The organism is Streptomyces sp. NPDC041129, assembly GCF_055592265.1.
In genome coordinates, this window is record NZ_JBVIYV010000001.1 from 188,909 (window position 1) to 205,760 (window position 16,852).

The 16,852-nt window shown below is 74.3% G+C and carries 16 protein-coding genes; 10 read left to right on the forward strand and 6 right to left on the reverse strand.

Going from position 1 to position 16,852, the window contains the following annotated elements:
• Positions 1-10 precede the first annotated feature (10 nt).
• Positions 11-832 (reverse strand): class I SAM-dependent methyltransferase, encoded by an 822-nt coding sequence (locus tag ACZ6B1_RS00785; protein ID WP_468773671.1) that lies wholly within the window; start codon positions 830-832, stop codon positions 11-13.
• A 166-nt stretch (positions 833-998) separates the two neighbouring features.
• Positions 999-2,483, reverse strand: a complete 1,485-nt coding sequence (locus ACZ6B1_RS00790) for a phosphatase PAP2 family protein (RefSeq protein ID WP_468773673.1) — start codon at positions 2,481-2,483, stop codon at positions 999-1,001.
• A 104-nt stretch (positions 2,484-2,587) separates the two neighbouring features.
• On the opposite strand from ACZ6B1_RS00790, the gene ACZ6B1_RS00795 reads away from it, so the two are divergent.
• From ACZ6B1_RS00795 to ACZ6B1_RS00805, 3 genes are all read left to right on the forward strand, one after another.
• Positions 2,588-3,241, forward strand: coding sequence for a histidine phosphatase family protein (locus ACZ6B1_RS00795; protein ID WP_468773675.1), 654 nt, complete (start codon positions 2,588-2,590; stop codon positions 3,239-3,241).
• A 42-nt stretch (positions 3,242-3,283) separates the two neighbouring features.
• Positions 3,284-4,903: an ABC-F family ATP-binding cassette domain-containing protein gene (locus tag ACZ6B1_RS00800; protein WP_468773676.1), complete on the forward strand. Its 1,620-nt coding sequence runs from the start codon at positions 3,284-3,286 to the stop codon at positions 4,901-4,903.
• Positions 4,904-5,053: 150 nt separating this feature from the next.
• Positions 5,054-5,311, forward strand: a complete 258-nt coding sequence (locus ACZ6B1_RS00805) for a DUF6158 family protein (protein WP_390058128.1) — start codon at positions 5,054-5,056, stop codon at positions 5,309-5,311.
• Positions 5,312-5,373: 62 nt separating this feature from the next.
• On the opposite strand, the gene ACZ6B1_RS00810 is transcribed toward ACZ6B1_RS00805, so the two are convergent.
• Together ACZ6B1_RS00810 and ACZ6B1_RS00815 are read right to left on the reverse strand one after the other, a co-directional pair.
• Positions 5,374-5,916, reverse strand: coding sequence for a type 1 glutamine amidotransferase domain-containing protein (locus ACZ6B1_RS00810; protein ID WP_468773677.1), 543 nt, complete (start codon positions 5,914-5,916; stop codon positions 5,374-5,376).
• Between the two features lie 89 nt (positions 5,917-6,005).
• Positions 6,006-6,383, reverse strand: a complete 378-nt coding sequence (locus ACZ6B1_RS00815) for a DUF2795 domain-containing protein (RefSeq protein ID WP_468773679.1) — start codon at positions 6,381-6,383, stop codon at positions 6,006-6,008.
• A gap of 363 nt (positions 6,384-6,746) precedes the next feature.
• On the opposite strand from ACZ6B1_RS00815, the gene ACZ6B1_RS00820 reads away from it, so the two are divergent.
• The 3 genes from ACZ6B1_RS00820 (at position 6,747) to ACZ6B1_RS00830 (ending at position 10,144) form a co-directional block, all read left to right on the forward strand.
• On the forward strand, positions 6,747-7,415 hold the full coding sequence (locus ACZ6B1_RS00820) for a hypothetical protein (RefSeq protein ID WP_468773681.1): 669 nt from the start codon (positions 6,747-6,749) through the stop codon (positions 7,413-7,415).
• 243 nt (positions 7,416-7,658) lie between these two features.
• Positions 7,659-8,915, forward strand: coding sequence for an aminotransferase class I/II-fold pyridoxal phosphate-dependent enzyme (locus ACZ6B1_RS00825; RefSeq protein WP_468773683.1), 1,257 nt, complete (start codon positions 7,659-7,661; stop codon positions 8,913-8,915).
• On the forward strand, positions 8,912-10,144 hold the full coding sequence (locus ACZ6B1_RS00830; RefSeq protein ID WP_468773685.1) for an MBL fold metallo-hydrolase: 1,233 nt from the start codon (positions 8,912-8,914) through the stop codon (positions 10,142-10,144). The genes ACZ6B1_RS00825 and ACZ6B1_RS00830 overlap by 4 nt, the downstream gene beginning before the upstream one ends.
• Before the next feature lie 18 nt (positions 10,145-10,162).
• Here ACZ6B1_RS00830 and ACZ6B1_RS00835 read toward each other — a convergent pair whose 3' ends face one another.
• The gene (locus ACZ6B1_RS00835) at positions 10,163-10,807 is read right to left on the reverse strand and encodes a DedA family protein (RefSeq protein WP_468773687.1); all 645 of its coding nucleotides are present in this window, start codon (positions 10,805-10,807) and stop codon (positions 10,163-10,165) included.
• Positions 10,804-11,577: an MBL fold metallo-hydrolase gene (locus ACZ6B1_RS00840; RefSeq protein WP_468775986.1), complete on the reverse strand. Its 774-nt coding sequence runs from the start codon at positions 11,575-11,577 to the stop codon at positions 10,804-10,806. The genes ACZ6B1_RS00835 and ACZ6B1_RS00840 overlap by 4 nt, the downstream gene beginning before the upstream one ends.
• Before the next feature lie 85 nt (positions 11,578-11,662).
• On the opposite strand from ACZ6B1_RS00840, the gene ACZ6B1_RS00845 reads away from it, so the two are divergent.
• The 4 genes from ACZ6B1_RS00845 (at position 11,663) to dnaK (ending at position 16,845) form a co-directional block, all read left to right on the forward strand.
• Positions 11,663-12,094: a hypothetical protein gene (locus tag ACZ6B1_RS00845; protein WP_468773689.1), complete on the forward strand. Its 432-nt coding sequence runs from the start codon at positions 11,663-11,665 to the stop codon at positions 12,092-12,094.
• 122 nt (positions 12,095-12,216) lie between these two features.
• The gene (locus ACZ6B1_RS00850) at positions 12,217-14,295 is read left to right on the forward strand and encodes a phage holin family protein (protein ID WP_468773690.1); all 2,079 of its coding nucleotides are present in this window, start codon (positions 12,217-12,219) and stop codon (positions 14,293-14,295) included.
• Positions 14,296-14,393: 98 nt separating this feature from the next.
• On the forward strand, positions 14,394-14,819 hold the full coding sequence (locus ACZ6B1_RS00855; protein WP_358927860.1) for an OsmC family protein: 426 nt from the start codon (positions 14,394-14,396) through the stop codon (positions 14,817-14,819).
• A 145-nt stretch (positions 14,820-14,964) separates the two neighbouring features.
• On the forward strand, positions 14,965-16,845 hold the full coding sequence (gene dnaK, locus ACZ6B1_RS00860; RefSeq protein WP_468773694.1) for a molecular chaperone DnaK: 1,881 nt from the start codon (positions 14,965-14,967) through the stop codon (positions 16,843-16,845).
• Positions 16,846-16,852 lie beyond the last annotated feature (7 nt).

Genomic DNA, 16,852 nt, shown 5'->3' on the forward strand with positions numbered 1-16,852 from the left:
CGGGCCGCGGTCAGGCCGCCTTGCGGCACAGGATCTCGCCGTGCAGGACCCCGAACCAGGCGTCCTCCCGCCGGCCCCAGTCCCGCCAGGCCGCCGCCGCCGCCCGCAGCCGCTCCGGTGTGGCGTGCCCGCCCTGTACGGCCCTTTCGGCGTAGTCCGAGTCCACCGTGCGGTCGGCCCACAGCCCGCTCCACCAGGCCCGCTCCTCGGGGGTGGCGAAGGTCCACGTACTTGAGGTCGCCGTGACGTCCGTCAGCCCGGCGGCCAGCGCCCAGGCCCGCAGCCGCCGGCCGGCGTCCGGCTCGCCGCCGTTGGCCCGGGCGACCGCCTCGTACAGGTCCAGCCAGTCGTCCAGGCCCGGCAGCTCCGGGTACCAGGTCATCGCCGCGTAGTCCGCGTCGCGCACCGCGATGTACCCGCCCGGTTTCGTCACCCGGTGCATCTCGCGCAGCGCCGCCACCGGGTCGCCCACGTGCTGGAGCACCTGGTGGGCGTGGACCACGCAGAACGTGTCGTCGGGGAAGTCCAGGGCGTGTGCGTCGGCGACCGTGAAGTCCACGTTGGTCAGGCCACGCTCCTCGGCGGTCGACCGGGCCCGGTCCAGGATCGCGGGGGCCCGGTCGGCACCGGTGACATGGCCTTCGGGGACCAGCGCGGCCAGGTCGGCGGTGATGGTGCCGGGGCCGCAGCCGATGTCCAGGATCCGCATGTGGGGTTTCAGCACGTCGAGCAGATAGGCCGCGGAGTTGGCGGCCGTCCGCCAGGTGTGCGACCGCAGCACCGACTCGTGGTGCCCGTGCGTGTAGACGGCGGTGTCCTGCGCTTTCGGCATGGCTGTACCCCTTCGCCCCTCGTCGACGTGACCGGCGGCGGGGCCTCGCGGTCCCGTCACGCGGTACGCCGAACGGTACGCGCCCGTGCCGAATGATGAGACCTCCGTATCGCCATGTGGACGGCCGCCGCGACCGTACGGGGGAAGGACGGCCAGGAGAAGGCGGTCAGGACAGCGGCCGGTACACCGTCAGCGCCTCGGGCAGCTTCTCCACCAGCACGTCCCCGCCCACCTCGACCACCTCGCCGTCGTACGCCAGGGGCGTCCCGGGGGCGAGGCCGGTCAGCCGCAGCCGGCTCACCTGGACCGCCGCGTGGGCCGGGGACCGGGTGAGGGGGCCGGCCGCGGCGGCCGCCATCAGACGCAGCGCGGGCCTGCGGGTGCCGTGCACCACCCGGACGTCCAGCAGCCCGTCCGCGAGGTCGGTCCGGCGGCCGGGCGCGAGCCCCATCCGGTGGTAGATGCCGTTGCCCACGAAGAGCAGCCACAGCGGGTGGCGCTTGCCGCGCAGTTCCACCGTCAGCGGGTGCCGGTCGGCGCGCAGCACCTTCATCGCGCCGAGCATCCCGGCCGGCCAGCCCCCGATCCGGGACGACCAGCGCTCCCGCTCGCGCACCAGCTCCGGGTAGACGCCCAGGCTGAAGGTGTTCAGGAAGAGGCCCTCGTGATCGCCCGCCACGAACCGGCCGACGTCCACCCGGACCGCCTCGCCCTCCCGGACGGCGTCCGCCAGGGTCCGTTCGTCCTCCACGCCCAGGTCGTAGGCGAAGTGGTTGAGCGTGCCCCCGGGCAGCACCGCCAGCGGCAGACCGCGCCGCAGGGCCACCCCGGCCGCCGTGTTCACCGTCCCGTCGCCGCCGCACACCCCGAGCACCCGCGCCCGCGCGGCGGCCTTCTCCAGTTCCGCCTTCACGTCCTCGGGGGCGCACTCCACGATCTCCGCCCCGGGCAGCGCCGCGTGCAGCACCCGCACCCGGTCGGAGGTGCCCGAGGCGCGGTTGGCGACGAGCACCAGGCCCTCGCCGTCGGGCAGCGCCGGTGCCTCGGTCCGGGGCCGCGGCGGCGGCGCCACCTGGGTACGGGTCGGGACCAGGCTCCGTACGGCCAACGCGGCGCCCGCGCCCAGCGCCGCCCCCGCCAGCACGTCACTCGGATAGTGCACGCCCGTGTAGACGCGCGACATGGCCACGGAGAACGCCACCGGCGCCACCGCCGCACCCCACCGCGGCGACTCCAGGGCGACCCCGGTGGCGAAGGCGGCGGCCGAGGCGGCGTGACCGGACGGGAAGGAGGTGGTGATCGGCTGCCGCTTGAGCCGCCGCGACAGCGGGACCGTATCCAGCACCGGCCGGGCGCGGCGCACCGACCGCTTGCCGAGGGTGTTGATGGCCAGCGAGGCCACGCTCAGCGAAGCCACGCCCCGGGTGGCGGCCCGCCGGGCCCGCGGCGAACGGCTCGCAGCGATCGCGGCGGCCGTCGCGAACCACAGCACCCCGTGGTTGGCGCTCCGGCTGAGCCGGGGCAGCACCCGCTCGGCGCCGGGCCAGTGCCGGCTGGCCGCCAGCTCGAACAGCCGGCAGTCGTACTCGAGCAGCTTGGACAGGGTGCGGAGGCGGGGCCTCGGGACAGTGAGGTCGACGTCTGGGCTCATAGGGGTCCGGTTACCCTGAAGTGCCCGCTTCTTGTGCCCGGACACGCCGGTCACCGGCCCGCTGTCACCGGTCCGCCCGACGGGCGTGTGAGGAGACATCCCGGATGCGCCTGCTCCTGGTCCGCCACGGCCAGACCCCGTCCAACGTGGACCGGCTGCTGGACACCGCCGTACCCGGCCCGGGGCTCACCCCGCTCGGCGAGCGGCAGGCCGCCGAACTGCCCCGGGCGCTCGCGGACGAGGACATCGAGGCCCTCTACGTCTCCACCCTGCTGCGCACCCGGCTCACCGCCGCCCCGCTGGCCGCCGCCCGGGGCCTGGAGCCGATCGTCCGGGACGGCATCCGCGAGGTGACCGCGGGCGACCTGGAGATGCTGCCGGGAGACTCCCCGCGGGGCACCCTGTACCTGCGCACGGTGTTCGCCTGGGCCGCCGGGGACACCGCACCGCGCATCCCCGGCGGGGAGAACGGCGAGGAGACCCTCGCCCGGTACGACGCGGTGGTCGCCGAGGCCGCCGCGAGCGGCGCCGCGACCGTCGCCATGGTCAGCCACGGCGCCGCGATCCGTCTCTGGACGGCGGCCCGGGCCGGCAACGTCGACGTCGCGTTCGCCGCGGCCCGCCCACTGCGCAACACCGGCGTCGTCGTCCTGGAGGGATCGCCGTCCGACGGGTGGAAGGCGCTGGCCTGGGAGGGCGCGACGGTGGAACCGGCGGGAGAGGGAGGCCCGGCGGGGGAACCGGTGGACGCCGGATAACGGTTTGCCCCTGCCCCTGGGCGGCCCACAGAATGCCTCCTCATGGGACATCTGGAAGCCGCGCACCTCGAGTACCACCTCCCCGACGGGAGGACGCTGCTCGGCGATGTCTCCTTCCGGGTCGGCGAGGGTGCGGCCGTCGCCCTGGTCGGCCCCAACGGCGCCGGCAAGACCACCCTGCTCCGGCTGATCTCCGGCGAGCTGAAACCGCACGGCGGCACGGTGACCGTCAGCGGCGGCCTCGGCGTGATGCGCCAGTTCGTCGGCTCCGTACGGGACGAGACGACCGTGCGCGACCTGCTCGTCTCCGTCGCCCCGCCCCGTATCCGCGAGGCGGCGCGGGCCGTGGACCGGGCCGAGCACGCCATCATGGCCGTCGACGACGAGGCCGCCCAGCTCGGCTACGCGCAGGCACTGGCCGACTGGGCCGAGGTGCGCGGCTACGAGGCCGAGACCCTGTGGGACATGTGCACCACCGCGGCCCTCGGCATGGCGTACGAGCGGGCGCAGTGGCGGCAGGTGCGCACCCTCTCCGGCGGAGAGCAGAAGCGCCTCGTCCTGGAGGCGCTGCTGCGCGGCACCGACGAGGTGCTGCTGCTCGACGAGCCGGACAACTACCTCGACGTGCCCGGCAAGCGCTGGCTGGAGGGGCAGCTGCGGGAGACCCGCAAGACGGTGCTGTTCGTCTCCCACGACCGGGAGCTCCTCGCCCGCGCCGCCGAGCGGATCGTCTCCGTGGAACCGGGTCCGGCCGGCGCCGACGCCTGGGTGCACGGCGGCGGCTTCGCCACCTTCCACGAGGCACGCCGCGAGCGCTTCGCCCGCTTCGAGGAGCTGCGCCGCCGCTGGGACGAGAAGCACGCCCAGCTCAAGAAGCTCGTGATCAACCTCCGCCAGGCCGCCTCCGTCAGCCACGAGATGGCCTCCCGCTACCAGGCGGCCCAGACCAGGCTGCGCAAGTTCGAGGAGGCCGGACCGCCGCCCGAGCCGCCGCGCGAGCAGGACATCAGAATGCGCCTGAAGGGCGGCCGTACCGGGGTGCGCGCCGTCACCTGCGCCGGCCTCGAGCTGACCGGCCTGATGAAGCCGTTCGACCTGGAGGTCTTCTACGGCGAACGGGTCGCCGTGCTCGGCTCCAACGGCTCCGGCAAGTCGCACTTCCTGCGGCTGCTGGCCGGGCAGGAGGTGGCGCACGCGGGGGAGTGGAAGCTCGGTGCGCGGGTCGTGCCCGGCCACTTCGCGCAGACCCACGCCCACCCCGAACTCGCCGGCCGCACCCTGCTGGACATCCTGTGGAAGGAGCACGCCCAGGACCGCGGCGCGGCCATGTCCCGGCTGCGCCGCTACGAACTGACCGGCCAGGCGGAGCAGTCCTTCGACCGGCTCTCCGGCGGCCAGCAGGCCCGCTTCCAGATCCTGCTGCTGGAACTGGAAGGTGTCACCGCCCTGCTGCTGGACGAGCCCACCGACAACCTCGACCTGGAGTCCGCGGAGGCCCTCCAGGAGGGCCTGGAGGCCTTCGAGGGCACCGTCCTCGCGGTCACCCACGACCGCTGGTTCGCCCGCTCCTTCGACCGGTTCCTCGTCTTCGGCAGCGACGGCCGCGTCCGCGAGACCCCCGAGCCGGTCTGGGACGAGCGCCGGGTGGAACGCGCCCGCTGAGGACCCATGCGGAGGCCCGGGGACCGGGATGTTCGTACAGTGGATGCAGGAACGCGAGCTCCACGGCTTCCCTCCCGGAAACCCCCGGGTGCGGTGCATCCGGACGGGCACCCGAACCGCAGACACGACCACGACGAGCGGGGCACCACCATGACCGGAGTCGAGCCCAGCCGACTGGACGACCAGCAGCTCATGAAGGAGCTGGAGACGATCCACCGCACGCGCCACGACACCCTGCTGTACGGCTCCAACGACGCGCTGCGGGCCCACAACGAGCGGATGGCGCAGCTCGAGGGCGAATACCTGCGCCGCAACCCGCGCCGCCTGGTGAGCGCGGGCCGGACCCGCGAGGGCGCCCGTGAGCGCGGCTGCGGCGAGGCGGTGACTCCGGGCACGTCCGGCACCTGATCCGGACGCCCACGCGTGAGGGCCGGCCCGCACGGGCCGGCCCTCACGCGCGGTGGACGGGATCAGCCCGCCTCGCCGGCGAACACCTGCAGGAACGTGTCGCAGAACGCCTTGAGGTCATCCGGCTTGCGACTGGTCACCAGCTTGTTGGAGCCGTGGTCGCAGATCTTGACCTGCTCGTCCACCCAGGTGCCGCCCGCGTTGCGGATGTCGGTCCGCAGGCTGGGCCACGACGTCAGCACCCGGCCCCGTACGACGTCCGCCTCCACCAGCGTCCAGGGCGCGTGACAGATCGCGGCGACCGGCTTGCCCTGCTCGAAGAACCCCTTGACGAACGCGACGGCCTTCTCGTCCATCCGCAGGAAGTCGGGATTGGCCACCCCGCCGGGCAGCACGAGCGCGCCGAACCCGCCGGCCGACGTCTCACCCACCACCTCGTCCACGGGGAAGGTGTCCGCCTTGTCGAGATGGTTGAACGCCTGGATCTTGCCGGACGCGGTCGACACCAGCACCGGTTCGTGCCCGCCGTCCGAGGCGGCCTTCCACGGCTCGGTCAGCTCGACCTGCTCGACGCCCTCGGGAGCCACCAGAAACGCGATACGCATGCTCTCTCACTCTCCTTCCACAGCACGGAGAACGGCCTCACGGCCCGGGCGCACCGTCTCTTCCCCGCTCCGGGCGCCCGGGGCCCGGCTCAGCGGCCGCCCACCAGCGCCTCGGCCAGTTGCTGCACGTTCTCGTAGCGGCTCGAGCGGGTCAGTCCCGCCACCGCGTCGATCAGCGCGCCGGGGGCGTTGTCGCGGCGCAGTGCCCGGGCCAGCTCGCCCGCGTTGGCCGGGAAGGCGTGCCGCCCCAGGTGCCGTGCCAGCTCCAGCCGCACACTCGCCAGCGACGCGCCCGCCTGCCCGGGCGCCACGGGTCCGGCCCACACCTCCGGGTCGTCGTCAGCGGTGGGCTCCGGGTCGTGCCACTCCTCGGTGCGCGTCGGGTGCCCGGACCTGAGCAGGCCCTGCAGTTCGTGTTTCATCTCGTCGTCCCGGTGGACGTTCAGCCGGTCACTGCCTCGCTGCATGTTCTCCCTCCAGAGGGTCGAAGGTCCGCACCGCGTACCCGCCGGCCGCCGGCCGACACCGGCTTCCCGGCATCGGCTCGACCGCCGCCTCCATCTGCTCCCGGGAGGCGTGCGGCGGGACTCCGGGGCCGCGCGCCGGTCCCGTACCCGCCGAGTGACCTGAGGCGGGTACCGAAAACCTGCCGGGGCCCGGGACCGGGGGTGATGCGCGGGATGGGGCGGCGTCACCCGCCCGGCGGTCCATGTCCCGCGAATGGGGTCCGGCCGCGCGCGGTACGGCGCCGGGCGGGCTCTGATGGCAGTCGAGGGCACAAGCCGTGTCCCGCCGACCGTCTACCGCCGCTTCGCCGAGGAGCCCGCCCCATGCGCCGCACCGCCCGTGCCCTGTCCGTCGCCGTCCTGGCCGGCGCCGCGCTCGTCATACCCGGGCCCCCCGCGTCCGCTGACTCCGGAGCCGGGGAGAGCCCTGGCGCCGTCCGGCCCGAGGCCCCGGCCACCGTGCCCGGTCCGGTGACGGTGCCCGCCCCCTGTGACGGCGGCACCGGCGCGGGTGCCGTCCCCGGAGGGGTGTGCGCTTCGGGGGAGGGGCGGGAAACCCCCTCGCCGCAGCAGGGGTTGGGGCAGACGCAGGAACAGACGCAGGTACCGGGGGAGGGGGATGCGCCGGGGGAAGGGCAGGGGCAGTGGGACCAGCAGCAGGGGCAGGGCGAGGGAGACGGGCTGTGGCAGGGCCAGGACCAGGGAGAGGGGCAGGGCCAGTGGCAGAGCCAGAGCCCGGGCCAGAACCAGAACCAGGGACAGGGGTGTGGGGAGCGCGGTTCCTGTGAGGACGGCGGCGGAGACAACTGCCGCGCGTCCGGCGGGGACGACGACTGCACGCCCGCGCACGTGGAGCACGGGGTGGAGGCGGGGCAGGGAGGCACCTTCGAGGACTCGGTCCCGGCCCTGGTCGCCGGCGGTCTGCTGATCGCCGCCGCCTGCGCCGGCGCGGGCTACCGGCTCCTCGGCCGCCGGCGGACCGCGGGCGGCTGACGCCGGGCCGGTCCGGCACCGTGACGAGTTCGACCGCGATCACCGGCCATGGCGGGCCGCCCGGCGGGTACACACCCAACTGAGGGCACCGTCCGTGGGCAGCGGACGCACCAGCCGCACGGCCCGCGCCACCGAAGCCGCCGGAGCGTGCGGAGCCGCCGGGAGGCCGGTGGCGACGGCCGGCGGAGGAGAGCACGGACCGGACGGGACGGCGGACGGCACCACGACAGCGCGGAGGCGGACATGCGGCGGACGGCCCCGGAGGGACACGGCCCCGTCCGCTACGGGCCCCCGCTGCCCGGCGACGGCCTGCCCGTCCTGCCGGAACTCTCCGCCGTACTCGCCGCCGCCGCGGGCCGCGCCGAGGCCCAGCCGGTAGGCGGCACCCCCGCCCTGCTGGAGGCGGCCTGCGGCTACTGGACCCGGCGCGGACTGTCCTGCGTCCCCGACCGGGTGGCCGCCGGACCCGGCGCCCCCGCCCTGCTGCTCGCCGTGACCGCCGCGCTGGCCGGGGACGGCGGCGACGTGCTGGTGCCCCGCCCCTGCGCCGCCTGGTGGGCACCCTCGGCCCGGCTGCTCGGCAGACCCGTGTTCCATGTGCCGACTCCGCCCGAGAGCGGCGGCGTCCCCGACCCGTACGCCCTGCTGGAGACCGTCCGCCGGGTCCGCGCCGAGGGCGGCGACCCCCGGCTGCTGGTGCTGTCCGTGGCCGACGACCCCACCGCCACCGTCGCCCCGCCCGAACTGCTGCACGAGACCGTCGAGGCGGCCGTCGCCGAGGGTCTGCACCTGGTGAGCGACGAGACCTGGCGCGACACCCTGCACGACCCGCACGGGACCGTCCTGCTCAGCCCCGCCGAGATGCTGCCCGACCGGGTCACCGTCGTCACCGACCTGGCCGGTGCCCTGCTGCCGCCCGGCTGGCCCGCCGCCATCGCGCGCGTGCCCTCCGGAGCGGCGGGGGAGCGGCTCCACGCGCGCGTGCTCGACATCCTCACCGCCCTCGACGCCCGGATCGCCGCGCCTGTCGCCGCCGTCGCCGGATACGCCCTCGACGAGCCCGCGCCCGTCGCCGAGCGCCGCGAGGCCGCCGTACGCCTGCACGCGCGCGTGGCCGCCGCCGCGCACTCCGCGGTCGTCGCGGCCGGCGCGGTCGCCCGCCCGCCGCAAGCCGGCCGCCACCTGTACGCCGACCTCGAGCCGCTGGGCGAGGCACTCGCCGGCGAAGGCGTGACGGACGCGCAGGAACTGGAGGACTTCCTCACCGCCCGGCTCGGCATGCCCGCGCCCGGCGGCCACCGCTTCGGCGACGGGCTCGGGGAGCTGCGGGTACGGCTCGCCACGGGGTCCCTGCTGGGCGGCACGGACGAGGAACGCACGGAATCCCTCACGTCACCCTCACCGTTGGAACTGCCACACGTGCACCGCGCGTTGATCTCCTTGAGGTCGGCCTTCGACGGCCTCCGCGACGACGCTCAGCGACGGGAGCCTCCTCGATGACGCAGCAGACGCATGAGCCCGGGTCCACCGCCACGACGTCCACGACGACCTCCACGACCACGACGTCCATGACGACGTCCACGACCTCGTCGACCTCCACGACCACGACGACCCCCAGGACCACGACGACCCCCAGGACCACGACGACCCCCAGGACCACGACGACCTCCAGAACCGCGACTGCCTCGGCGGACCTGGCGCGCGGGTCGGGCAACGGGGCCGGCGCCCGCGCCCCGCGGGCCGCGCTCGCGCCCCCGTTCCCGCCGCTGGCCGAGCCCCGTCCGCTGGGCGAGCACCGGGTGTGGCCGCGTACCTTCCACGACCGGCTCACCGCGCCCCTGCCCGGCCTCAAGGCCCTCGCCCGCTTCGCCCGCGAGGGCGCCGTGCGTCCCGGCCCGGAGGGCCTCGCAGACATACCCCGGGTCCCGTACGCCCCCGGCCCGCTGCCGAGCGTGGGCACCGGCACCCTCGCGGTCACCTGGGCGGGACACGCGAGCTGGATCGTCCGGGCCGGCGGGCTGACCGTCCTCACCGACCCCGTCTGGTCCCGCCGCATCCTCGGTACCCCGGCCCGCATCACCCCCGTCGGCGTCCCCTGGGAGAGCCTGCGGCGCGTCGACGCGGTCGTCATCAGCCACAATCACTACGACCACCTGGACGCGCCCACCCTGAGCCGGCTCCCGCGCGACACCCCGGTGTTCGCGCCCGCCGGTCTCGGCCGCTGGTTCCTGCGGCGCCGGTTCACCCGCGTCACCGAGCTGGACTGGTGGGAGGGCGCCGAACTGTCCGGCGTCCGCTTCGACTTCGTGCCCGCCCACCACTGGTCGAAGCGCACTCTCACCGACACCTGCCACAGCCTGTGGGGCGGCTGGGTCCTCACCGACCCGGACGGACAGCGCCTCTACTTCGCCGGCGACACCGGCTACGGCCACTGGTTCTCCCGCATAGGCCGCCGCTACCCGGGGATCGACCTCGCCCTCATGCCCATCGGCGCCTACGACCCCCGCTGGTGGCTCAGCGACGTCCACTGCGACCCGGAGGAGGCGGTACGGGCCACCTTGGACCTGGGGGCGCGCAGAATGGCCCCGATGCACTGGGGCACGTTCGTGCTGTCGGCCGAGCCGGTCCTGGAGCCGCTGACCCGGGTGCGGACGGCCTGGGAGAAGGCGGGCCTGGAGCGCGAGGACCTGTGGGACCTCCCGGTCGGAGGCTCGCGCGTGCTTGAGTGAACCAGGTCCCCTGCGAAGCTACCGCTCGCCCCCTCGAAGGCGCCGCGCGGCACTCGGCATGGCGCTGACCAGCACGGTCAGCGCCACCGCCGCGGCCACCCCCTCCCAGGGCTCCGGGAACAGGGAGCCCCCCAGGATGCCGATCACCTGGTACGTCAGCGCCCACGCCAGGCAGGCCGGCAGATTGCCCCGGGAGAACCGCCGCAGCGGCCACTCGGCCAGCAGACAGGCCAGCATCACCGGTATCCGCCCCGCGGGGACGAGCCGGGACAGCACGAGCACCGCCACCCCGTGCTCGGCCAGCTTCCCCTGCGCCTGCTCGAGGCGTGCCTCCGGCGCCCGCGACCGAATCGCCTCAAGCCAGCGCGAACCGTTCTTCGACCGCAACCCGCGCCGCCCCAGCCAGTACAGCGCCGCGTCCCCCAGGAAGGCCGCAAGGGAGGCCGTGACGAACACCAGCAGCAGCGAGAACGGCGCCGTCTGATGGAACGCCACCACCGCCGCCGTGCTCACCAGGGCACCGGTCGGGACCACCGGGACCAGCGCCCCGATCAGCACGAGCAGGAAGAGCGACGGATAGCCGAGCGCCTGCTGCGTGGACTCCGGCGGCACCGACCGTGCCGACGCCGCGGCCAGCGTCACCGCGCCCGGCAGCCATCTCACCGCGCGACCTCCAGCCGCACCCGCTCCCCGTGCCCCAGCTTGTGCACCGCCACCTCCGGCGCGGTCACGGCCGCGAGGCGCACGAACTCGTCACCGGGCGCGTGGAATTCGTGCGGGCGCACGGCGTCCATGCCGATCGGCCAGTACGTCCCGTAGTGCACCGGCACCGCGGCACGCGGCGCCAGTCGGGCGAGCGCCCGCGCCGCCCGCCCCGCGTCCAGGTGCCCCGACCCGAGGAACGGTCCCCAGCCGCCCACCGGCAGCAGCGCCAGGTCCACCGGCCCCACCTGCTCGGCCATGTCGTCGAACAGCCCGGTGTCCCCGGCGAAGTAGGTCCGCGCCTCGCCCGTGACGACGTATCCGAGCGCCGGGGAGCGGTGCGGGCCGACCGGCAGCCGGCGCCCGTCGTGCCGCGCGGGCACCACCCGGACCAGCAGGTCCCCGACCCGCACCTCGTCCCCCGGCGCCACCTCGGTGATCCGCAACTGCCGCAGCCGGCGCAGTCCGGGTACCGCCCGTGGTGCGCCCCGGGGCACGAGCAGGCGCGTGCCCGGGGGGAGTGCGGCCAGCGACGGCGGATGCAGATGGTCGGCGTGCAGATGGGACACCAGCGCCAGGTCCGCGCGGCGGGCCTCGGCGGGGGGCACCGCGCCCCGGCGGCGGCGCAGATGCGCGAGCCGGGTGGCGAACAGGGGATCGGTGATCACGCGTATGTTCGAGTCCTCGAGTGTGCAGGTGGCGTGCCCCCACCAGGTGATCTCCACCGGCACCTCCTTCGCCTCCTTCACGCGACTCCCCGAAGCCTACGGGCAGGAGTAGGGTCGCTGGCGAAACCCGGAGGTGAGGGGGGACGCCATGGGACAGTTACGGGGTGCCTCAGGCGGGCTCGCGCCGGTGCGGGTCACCGCCATCGCGAGCCTGACGCCTCTGGAGGAGCTGGAGGCCGACCCCTTCCTGGTGGACTCCCGCAGCCAGCACGCCATGTGCGCCCGCTGGGCGGCGGAACGCGGTTTCGTCGTCGCGCGGGAACTTCTCGTCGGCGGGCTGCGTTTCGACCATTGCGCACTGTGGGACGGTGTGCGGCCCGGGGTGGACGTGTTCGTCGCACCCAGCCGGCGCGTGCTGGAGCGCGCCCTCTCCTCCGTGGAGGAGTTCACCGCCGAGTGCGCGCGGCGCGGGGTGCGCGTGGAGACGGTGGGGCGGGCCGAGCCGTCGTACGACGCGCAGATGAAGGCACGGGTGCACCGCAGACTGTCGATGCCGACGGCCGGTTACGACGGCCGCTGACGGCACCGGCATCGGTGTTCCTGTCGGTGCCGCGCCCCGTCCGGGAGCGCCCGGCCCCGTGTGACAAGGTGGAAGCCGGGGCCCGGTCGGTCGGGCGGGGCGGGACGTGAGGTGTGCGGGGCGTGCGGGACGTGCGGTGGCGAGGGGTCGCCAGTCAGATCGGACGGAGCGCCACGGTGTGGGCGGTCTCCACGCTCACCATGCTCGTGCTCGCCGGACTGCTGCCCGACTTCAGGCTCCAGTCCGCCGACGGTGACAGCGCCACCCACATAGCCATCACCGCCGCCTGCGGCGCCGGCGCCTTCGGTCTGCTCTCGGCCGTGGTGTGGCCGCTCCTGGTACGGCTGCTGCTGCTCGTGCCCGCCCTCGTCCTCGGCCTGCTGGTCTTCTTCCTCAACGGCTCGCTGCTGCTGCTCGCCCTGCGCCTCAATCCCTCCGGCCGTCCCGAGGCCGCCCCGGAGACGGCCGTCGTGGTGGCCGCCGTGATGTCCGCCGTCGCCTCGGCCACCGGCGCGGCCCTCGCCGTACGCGACGACGACGCCTACCGCCGCCGCCTGCTGCGCCTCGCCGACCGCCGCCGAAGAGCCGGGCCGCCCTGTGCGGACACCCCCGGTCTGGTCTGCGTCCAGCTCGACGGCGTCGGCCACGACGTGCTCACCGACGCCGTCCGCAGGGGCCTGATGCCGACCGTCGGCCGCTGGCTGGCGACCGCCGACGGCATGCGGCCCACCCACCGGCTCACCCCCTGGCGCACCGACTGGTCCAGCCAGACCGGCGCCAGCCAGCTCGGCATCCTGCACGGCAGCACCTTCGACGTGCCCGCCTTCCGCTGGTACGAGAAGGACCGCGGCGAGGTGATGGTGTGCAACCGCCCGACCAGCGCCGCCGAACTCCAGCGCCGCGCCGTGCAGCGGACCGGCGACGGGGGACTGCTCGCCGTGGACGGCGCCAGCCGCGGCAACCTGTTCAGCGGCGGCGCGGGCGAACAGGCCCTCGTCCTGTCCATAGCCATCCGCCGACGGCGCCGGGAGAACCGTTCCCGCGCCGGCTACTTCGCGTATTTCTCCGACCCCGCCAACGCCGTGCGCACGGCCCTGTCCTTCGTCGCCGAGGTGGTCCGCGAGATCGTCCAGTCCACCCGGGCCCGCGTCCGCAAGCAGCGGCCCCGGGTCGGCCGCGGCGGCCTCTACCCGTTCGTGCGCGCCTTCGCCACCGTCGTCGAGCGGGACGTCGTGGTGGCCGCCGTGCTCGGCGACATGCTCGCCGGCCGCACCGCCGTCTACGCCGACCTCGTCGCCTACGACGAGGTCGCCCACCACTCCGGGCCGCGCGGCCGGGACGCCGAGAAGGTGCTGCAGCGGCTGGACCGGTCCCTCGCCCTCATCGAGAAGGCCGCCGAGCACGCGCCGCGCCCCTACCGCGTCGTCGTCCTGTCCGACCACGGCCAGAGCCCGGGCGAGACCTTCCGCTCCCGCTACGGCCTCACCCTCGGCGACCTGGTCCGGGCCGGCTGCGGACTGCCCGTGCCGCGCCGCGCCGAGCGGACCCGCAGCGGCGCCGAGGCCCGCGCCGCGGTCCGGGTCGCCCTGGGCAGGCCCGAGGAGGCCAACGGCGACGGGCACCGCCCCGCCCGGGGCACCGAACCCGTCGTCCTGGCCTCCGGGAACCTGGGCCTGGTGTCCTTCCCGGACGTGCCCCACCGCATGACCCGGGAGGAGATCGACGCCCGTCACCCGGGCCTGCTCACCACCCTCGCCAACCACCCGGGCATCGGCTTCCTGCTGGTGCGCAGCGAGGAGCACGACGGCCTGGTGCTCGGCCCGTACGGCACCGAGATACCGCTGGCCCGCCTGGACGCGGAGCCCGGCCCGCTGGCCGGCTTCGGCCCCGGAGCCGCGGACGCCGTACGCCGCACCCACTCCTTCCCGCACACCGCCGACATCATGGTCAACTCCTTCCACGACCCCGCCGACGGCGAAGTCCTCGCCTTCGAGGAGCAGATCGGCTCCCACGGCGGCCTCGGCGGCGCCCAGTCCCGGCCCTTCCTGCTCTCCCCGCTCACCCTGTCCGCGCCGGCCGCCGACGGTGAGGAACCGGCCGGCGCCGAGCACGTGCACCGCGTACTGCGGCGCTGGCTGCTGGAGGTGGACGGCCCGCAGGTGCCGCTCACCCCGCGCGCCGAGGAGGAGCGGGCCGCCTGAACGGCGAGCGGCCCGGTCCGCGGGGTGCGGCGCCCCCGAGTGTGATCGGATGGGACGCGGTACCCGAACAACTCGGACCCATATGGAAAGGAAGAGCCGTGGCAACCACGCGCACCGCACACACCGTCTGGGAAGGCAACCTGCTCGAGGGCAACGGCGTCGTCACCTTCGACTCCTCCGGCATCGGCCAGCAGCCGGTGTCGTGGCCGTCGCGCGCCGAGCAGGCGAACGGCAGGACCAGCCCCGAGGAACTGATCGCCGCCGCCCACTCCAGCTGTTTCTCCATGGCCCTCTCGCACGGCCTGGCCGGCGCCGGTACTCCGCCCACCCGTCTGGAGACCAAGGCCGACGTCACCTTCCAGCCCGGCGAGGGCATCACCGGCATCCACCTCACCGTCCGCGGCGAGGTGCCGGGCGTGGACGAGGACGGCTTCCGTTCGGCGGCCGAGGACGCCAAGAAGAACTGCCCGGTCAGCCAGGCCCTGACCGGTACGACCATCACCCTGACGGCCGAGCTGGCCTGACGCCCGCACGTCCCGCCGATGCCGCGTGCCCACCGGGGTGCGCGGCATCGCCGTTTTCCCGGGCACCCGTGCATTGACAGCGTCGTACGCACGCTTTGTGCTGTAAGGGCGAAGACGCCCTCGCGGAAGCGGAAGGGGACGGACCATGACACGTGCGGTCGGGATCGATCTCGGGACGACGAACTCGGTGGTGGCCGTCCTGGAGGGCGGCGAGCCGGCCGTCGTCGCCAACGCGGAGGGCGCGCGCACCACCCCCTCGGTGGTGGCGTTCGCGAAGAACGGCGAGGTGCTGGTCGGCGAGGTGGCCAAGCGGCAGGCCGTCACCAACGTGGAACGCACCGCCCGCTCGGTGAAGCGGCACATGGGGGACGCGCACTGGCGCTTCCCGGACCAGGGCTCCATCGACGGCAGCCGGCTCCGGGCTCAGGAACTGTCGGCACGGGTGCTGCAGAAACTGAAGCGGGACGCCGAGGCCTACCTCGGCGAGGACGTCACGGACGCGGTGATCACCGTCCCCGCCTACTTCGACGACACCCAGCGGCAGGCGACCAAGGAGGCCGGGGAGATCGCCGGCCTGAAGGTGCTGCGGATCATCAACGAGCCGACGGCCGCCGCCCTCGCCTACGGCCTGGACCGCGGCGAGGAACAGACCGTGCTCGTCTTCGACCTCGGCGGCGGCACCTTCGACGTGTCCCTGCTGGACATCGGCGACGGCGTCATCGAGGTGAAGGCCACCAACGGCGACACCCACCTCGGCGGCGACGACTGGGACCAGCGGATCGTCGAGTACCTGGTCAAGAGGTTCAAGGGGCAGAACGGCATCGACCTCGGGGCCGACAAGATGGCCGTGCAGCGGCTGCGGGAGGCCGCGGAGAAGGCCAAGATCGAACTGTCCTCGTCCTCGGAGACGTCGATCAACCTGCCCTACATCACCGCCTCCGCCGAGGGCCCGCTGCACCTGGAGGAGAAGCTGACGCGCGCCCAGTTCCAGGAGCTGACCGAGGATCTGCTGGACCGCTGCAAGAAGCCGTTCCACCAGGCGGTCGCGGACGCGGGCGTGCAACTGTCCGCGATCGACCACGTCATCCTGGTCGGCGGCTCCACCCGGATGCCCGCCGTCACCGGCCTGGTGAAGGAACTCACCGGCAAGGACCCGCACAAGGGCGTCAACCCCGACGAGGTCGTCGCGGTGGGCGCCGCGCTCCAGGCGGGCGTCCTGCGCGGCGACGTCAAGGACGTCCTGCTGCTGGACGTCACCCCGCTGTCCCTGGGCATCGAGACCAAGGGCGGCATCATGACGAAGATGATCGAGCGCAACACCACGATCCCGACCCGACGTTCGGAGATCTTCACCACCGCCACCGACAACCAGCCCTCGGTCGGCATCCAGGTCTACCAGGGCGAACGCGAGATCGCCGCCTACAACAAGAAGCTGGGCGTCTTCGACCTCACCGGACTGCCGCCGGCGCCGCGCGGGGTCCCGCAGGTCGAGGTCGCCTTCGACATCGACGCCAACGGGATCATGCACGTCTCCGCGAAGGACCTCGCCACCGGCCGTGAGCAGAAGATGACCGTCACCGGCGGCTCCGCCCTGCCCAAGGACGACATCGACCGCATGATGCGGGAGGCCGAGCAGTACGCCGAGGAGGACCGCAAACGCCGCGAGACCGCCGAGACCCGCAACCAGGCCGAGCAACTCGTCTACCAGACCGAGCGGTTCCTCCAGGACAACACCGACCGCGTGCCCGCTGAGATCCGCACCGAGGTCGAGGAGGCGGTGACCGAGCTGAAGACCCTGCTCGGCGAGAACGCCGAGACGGCCGCCCTGCGCACGGGAGTCGAGAAGCTCGCCACCGTCAGCCAGCGGATGGGCCAGGCCATGTACGCCAACGCCTCGGCCGGGTCGGCCGGTTCGGGCGGTTCGGCCGGTTCCGCCGAGGAGCGGAGTCCGTCCGAGGACGAGGACGGCGTCGTGGACGCGGAGATCGTCGACGACGAACGGGACACCAGGGGCGGGGCCGCCTGAGCCGGCG